This is a genomic window from Streptomyces fuscigenes (genome assembly GCF_021556455.1).
Lineage (GTDB): Bacteria > Actinomycetota > Actinomycetes > Streptomycetales > Streptomycetaceae > Streptomyces > Streptomyces fuscigenes.
Genome location: NZ_JAKGCV010000381.1, coordinates 1 through 5,343, shown reverse-complemented (window position 1 = coordinate 5,343; position 5,343 = coordinate 1). Strand labels below are relative to the sequence as shown.

Here is a 5,343-nt window from a genome sequence, read left to right as displayed (position 1 = left end):
CGCCGCCACCCGCAGCCGCGCCGCGATCTCCGCCGGCGCCGCACCGGCCTGCACGAGTTCGAGGATCTCCTGCGCCAGCCTGCGTCGCACCGCCCGCGCCGCGTCCCGGCGGTCGCGCTCCACCGCGATGAGCTGGGTGACGCCCTGCAGCAGGTCGAGCCGCTCCGCCGGCCAGTCCCCGGCGTCCGCCTCCACGGCCAGCAGCCACTGCGTGAGCGCCGTCTCGCGCGGTTCGAGCGCCGTGTGCCCGGCCGGGTCGCCGCCGCGGCCGGGGTCGCGCACCGCGAACAGCGAGTACACCGTCGAGCCGAGCACGGCCCGGTAGGGGCCCCTGCGTCCGGTGCGGGCCGACGCCAGGTGGGCCGCCGCCAGTTCGGCGGCGCGCGCGTCGTCGAGTGGCGCGCCGGAGCCCGCGATCCGCCGCCCGGTCGGCGAGAGCACCCAGGCCCGCAGGTCGAGGTCGGAGCCGAGCAGGTCGAGGACCGCGTCCGGTCCGCCGCCCCCCGGCCCGGACGTCATGAGGCGGCGGTGCCGGTCGACCACCGCGGCGAGGTCGCCCGCACGCTCGCCCGACACCTGCCGCACCACGTGCTCGGTGATGGCCGCGAACGACACCGCGGTGTCGACGGCCAGCAGCGGCAGCCGATGGAGCGCGCACGCCGCCACCAGGTCCTCCGGAATGCCGCTCAGATCCGCCTCGCCCACCGCCAGCGCCGCCACGCCCGCGCCTGCCAGCAGCCGCACGAAGGGTTCGGAGTCGGCGGCGTCCCGGCGCCACACCAGCCCCGTCAGCACCAGCTCGCCCGGCGACAGGTAGCGGCTCGGATTGCGCAGGTCCGTCGTCATCACCCCGCGCACCGGGCGGTCGAGCTCCTCTTCGCCCCCGATCAGTCTGAGGCCCAGGTGCCCGGTCTCCAGCAGTGCGCGCAGCCGCATCGTGTCGTCGCCGTCTCTCGTCGCTCGTGCGTCCCCCCGCCGGGCGCCGGGCCTTCGGCCGCGGGCGGACGGGGGAGTCGGGAGGGTGGGGACCGCACGCCGCCGGGACGGGACGGGACCGTGGGGCTGCCGGTGCTCCCGCGCCCCGGCATTCGTTCGAATCTACAAGACCGGACGGCGCACCGGCGAACCGCTTCATGGTTTCGGTGACTGCACCGGACGGAGCACGGCTTGTGTACTGGGGCCACGCAGCGTGAACAGCTCATGAACACCCAACGAGTGCCCCGGCCCGAACCTCGGACGGCCGGGCCGGCCGTCCCCGGATCTCGCAGACCGACCACGAAGATGAAGAGAGCCACGCATGGACTTCCTTCGCCCCGCAAGCTGGGAGGAGGCGCTGGCCGCCAAGGCAGCGCACCCCACGGCGGTGCCCATCGCAGGTGGGACGGACGTCATGGTCGAGATCAACTTCGACCACCGCCGGCCCGCGTATCTGCTCGACCTGAACCGCGTGTCGGAACTGTACGACTGGGAGAGCGGCGAGACGTCGGTACGCCTCGGGGCCTCCGTGCCGTACGCGCGGATCATGGCGCACCTGCGCCGGGAGCTGCCCGGCCTCGCCCTCGCCTCGCACACGGTCGCCTCCCCGCAGATCCGCAACCGCGGCGGCGTCGGCGGCAACCTCGGCACCGCCTCGCCGGCCGGGGACGCGCACCCCGCGCTGCTCGCCGCCGGCGCCGAGGTGGAGGCCGAATCGGTACGGGGCAGCAGGCGCATCCCGATCGACGACTTCTACACCGGCGTCAAGCGCAACGCCCTGGAGCCCGACGAGCTGATCAGGGCTGTCCACGTGGCCCGCGCCACCGGGCCCCAGCAGTACTCGAAGGTCGGCACGCGCAACGCGATGGTCATCGCCGTCTGCGCGTTCGGCCTCGCCCTGCACCCCGGCACCCGCACCGTGCGCACCGGCATCGGCTCCGCCGCGCCCACCCCCGTCCGGGCGACGGCGGCCGAGGAGTTCCTCGGCGCCGCCCTGGAGGAGGAGCGCTCGTGGGACAGCGGCGCGCCGCTCGCCCCCTCCGTCGTGTCGCGCTTCGCCGAACTCGTGGCCGGCGCGTGCAACCCCATCGACGACGTCCGCGGCACCGCCCGCTACCGCCGCCACGCGATCGGCGTGCTCGCCCGCAGGCAGCTCGGCTGGACCTGGGACCAGTACCGCGGCGCCCGCACCCTGGAAGGAGCTGCGTAACCCGTGCGTGTGAACTTCACCGTGAACGGCCGGCCGCAGGAGGCCGACGACGTGTGGGAGGGCGAGAGCCTCCTGTACGTGCTGCGCGAGCGCATGGGCCTGCCGGGCTCCAAGAACGCCTGCGAGCAGGGCGAGTGCGGTTCGTGCACGGTCCGCCTGGACGGAGTCCCCGTCTGTTCGTGCCTGGTGGCGGCCGGTCAGGCCGAGGGCCGGGAGGTCGTCACCGTCGAGGGCCTCGCCGACTACGCGCTGGAGCGCGAGCTGTCCGCGGCCGCCGACGGCGCCGTGCCGTCGGCCGCGGCCTCTCCGCCCGCCGGCCAGGCACCCGGCACGCCGCTCGACGCGGCCCGCCGGTGGCAGGCCCGCCCCGGCCCCCCGACCGACTCGCTCACCGGTGAGGGCCTGCCGCTCTCGCCCGTGCAGCAGGCGTTCATCGACGCCGGCGCCGTCCAGTGCGGCTTCTGCACGCCCGGGCTGCTCGTCGCGGCCGACGAGATGCTGGAGCACAACCCGACCCCGACCGACGCCGACATCCGCGAGGCGCTGTCCGGCAACCTCTGCCGCTGCACCGGCTACGAGAAGATCCTCGACGCGGTGCGCCTCGCCGCGGCCCGCCAGACGCAGGGAGCCTGACGATGCCCCAGCAGCCACGCGTCATCCCCGGCCGGCTGAGCCAGGGCGGCGGCACGAAGGGCGGGATCGGCGAGTCGACTCTGCGCCCCGACGGCACGCTCAAGGTCACCGGCGAGTTCGCGTACTCCTCCGACATGTGGCACGAGGACATGCTCTGGGGCCACACGCTGCGCTCCACCGTCGCCCACGCCGAGATCCGCTCCATCGACACCTCCGAGGCGCTCGCCACTCCCGGCGTGTACGCGGTCCTCACGTACGACGACCTGCCGACGGACGTCACCCACTACGGGCTGGAGATCCAGGACACCCCGGTCCTCGCGCACGGCAGGGTCCGCCACCACGGCGAACCGGTCGCGCTGATCGCCGCCGACCACCCCGAGACCGCGCGCCGCGCCGCCGCGAAGATCAGGATCGACTACGCGGAACTGCCCGTCGTGACCGACGAGGAGTCCGCCACGCGCGAGGGCGCCCCGCTCCTGCACGAGCGCCGCGACGACCTCCCCCCAGGGCCTCCGGCAGGCTCCGGTCCAGGGGGCACCCCCACCGCGGGCCACGTCCCGCACCCCAACGTCGTCCACCGCCAGCCCATCAGGCGCGGCGACGCCGCCGCGGCGGCCGCCCGCGCGGACGTGGTCGTCTCCGGCGAATACCACTTCGGCATGCAGGACCAGGCGTTCCTCGGGCCCGAGTCGGGGCTCGCCGTCCCGTGCGAGGACGGCGGCGTCGACCTGTACGTGGCCACCCAGTGGCTCCACTCCGACCTGCGGCAGATCGCGCCCGTGCTCGGGCTGCCGCCGGAGAAGGTCCGCATGACGCTGTCCGGCGTCGGCGGCGCCTTCGGCGGCCGCGAGGACCTGTCGATGCAGATCCACGGCTGCCTCCTCGCCCTGCGCACGGGCAAGCCGGTGAAGATCGTCTACAACCGGTTCGAGTCCTTCTTCGGCCACGTCCACCGCCACCCGGCCCGCCTGTGGTACGAGCACGGGGCCACGCGGGACGGGAGGCTGACGCACGTGCGGTGCCGCATCGTGCTCGACGGCGGCGCGTACGCCTCCGCGTCGCCCGCCGTCGTCGGCAACGCGGCCTCGCTGTCGATCGGCCCCTACGTCGTCGACGACGTCGACATCGAGGCACTCGCCCTGTACACCAACAACCCGCCCTGCGGCGCGATGCGCGGCTTCGGCGCCGTCCAGGCGTGCTTCGCGTACGAGGCGCAGATGGACAAGCTCGCCGGGGCGCTCGGCATGGACCCGGTGGAGTTCCGGCAGCGCAACGCGATGAGCCAGGGCGCCGTCATGCCGACCGGCCAGGTCGTCGACTCGCCCGCGCCCGTCGCGGAACTGCTGCGCCGCGTCAAGGCCCGGCCCCTGCCGCCCGAGCGCCAGTGGGCGACGGCCGGCGAGGAGGCCGATGTGCGCGCCCTGCCCGGCGGCCTGTCCAACACCACCCACGGCGAGGGCGTCGTACGGGGCGTGGGCTACGCCGTCGGCATCAAGAACGTGGGCTTCTCCGAGGGGTTCGACGACTACTCCACCGCCCGGGTGCGCCTGGAGGTCGTGGGCGGCGAGGCCGTGGCCGTGGTGCACACCGCGATGGCCGAGGTCGGGCAGGGCGGGATCACCGTGCACGCCCAGATCGCGCGCACCGAACTCGGCGTGTCCCAGGTGACGATCAACCCGGCCGACACGCAGGTCGGTTCCGCGGGCTCGACGTCCGCCTCCCGCCAGACGTACATGACGGGCGGAGCCGTCAAGAACACCTGCGAGCACGTGCGCGAGCGCGTGCTGGAGAGGGGCCGCCGCACGCACGGCACCCACCATCCCGCCTGGGCCACCGCCGAACTGCTGCTGGAGGACGGCAAGGTCGTCACGGACGGCGGCGAGGTCCTCGCCGATCTGGCCGAGGTGCTGGGCGACGAGGCGATCGACCTGGAACTGGAGTTCCGCCACCGCCCGACCCAGGCGTTCGACCCGCGCACCGGGCAGGGCAACGGGCACGTGCAGTACTCCTTCGCCGCACACCGCGCCGTGGTCGAGGTCGACACCGAACTCGGCCTCGTGAAGGTGGTGGAGCTGGCGTGCGCCCAGGACGTCGGCAAGGCCCTCAACCCGCTGTCGGTGGTCGGCCAGATCCAGGGCGGCACCACGCAGGGCCTCGGCGTCGCCGTCATGGAGGAGATCATCGTGGACCCGAAGACCGCGCGCGTGCGCAACCCGTCCTTCACCGACTACCTGATCCCCACCATCCTCGACACCCCGACGATCCCCGTCGACGTCCTCGAACTCGCCGACGACAACGCGCCCTACGGCCTGCGCGGGATCGGGGAGGCGCCCACCCTGTCCTCCACCCCGGCGGTGCTCTCGGCCATCAGGAGCGCGACGGGGCTGGCACTGGAGCGGACGCCGGTGCGCCCGGAACACCTCACGGGCACCGGCACCTGAGCGCGCCGGGCCGGGGCCGGCGCACGCCGCGCGGGCAGGCCGGCGGCCATGCCCGGCCCCGGCCGCCACCGCCCGGGCGCGCCA

At 74.5% G+C, this 5,343-nt stretch carries 4 protein-coding genes; 3 read left to right on the top strand and 1 reads right to left on the bottom strand.

Annotation, left to right across the window (positions count from 1 at the left end):
• The coding region (locus L1885_RS22870) for a PucR family transcriptional regulator ligand-binding domain-containing protein (protein WP_235799058.1) at positions 1-936 on the bottom strand (936 nt) is incomplete at its 3' end.
• 361 nt (positions 937-1,297) lie between these two features.
• Here L1885_RS22870 and L1885_RS22865 point away from each other — a divergent pair.
• Genes L1885_RS22865 through L1885_RS22855 form a run of 3 tightly spaced genes read left to right on the top strand, consistent with a single transcriptional unit; the run spans position 1,298 to position 5,259 of the window.
• Entirely contained in the window at positions 1,298-2,185 is an 888-nt protein-coding gene (locus tag L1885_RS22865; RefSeq protein ID WP_235799057.1) for an FAD binding domain-containing protein, read from the top strand.
• Positions 2,186-2,188: 3 nt separating this feature from the next.
• Positions 2,189-2,818, top strand: a complete 630-nt coding sequence (locus L1885_RS22860) for a (2Fe-2S)-binding protein (RefSeq protein WP_235799056.1) — start codon at positions 2,189-2,191, stop codon at positions 2,816-2,818.
• A gap of 2 nt (positions 2,819-2,820) precedes the next feature.
• Positions 2,821-5,259, top strand: coding sequence for a molybdopterin cofactor-binding domain-containing protein (locus L1885_RS22855; RefSeq protein ID WP_235799055.1), 2,439 nt, complete (start codon positions 2,821-2,823; stop codon positions 5,257-5,259).
• The last annotated feature ends 84 nt before the right edge of the window (positions 5,260-5,343 follow it).

Coding starts and splice junctions, on each gene's coding strand:
- L1885_RS22855 (WP_235799055.1), top strand. CDS start 2,821: ATGCCCCAGCAGCCACGCGTCATCCCCGGCCGGCTGAGCCAGGGCGGC.
- L1885_RS22865 (WP_235799057.1), top strand. CDS start 1,298: ATGGACTTCCTTCGCCCCGCAAGCTGGGAGGAGGCGCTGGCCGCCAAG.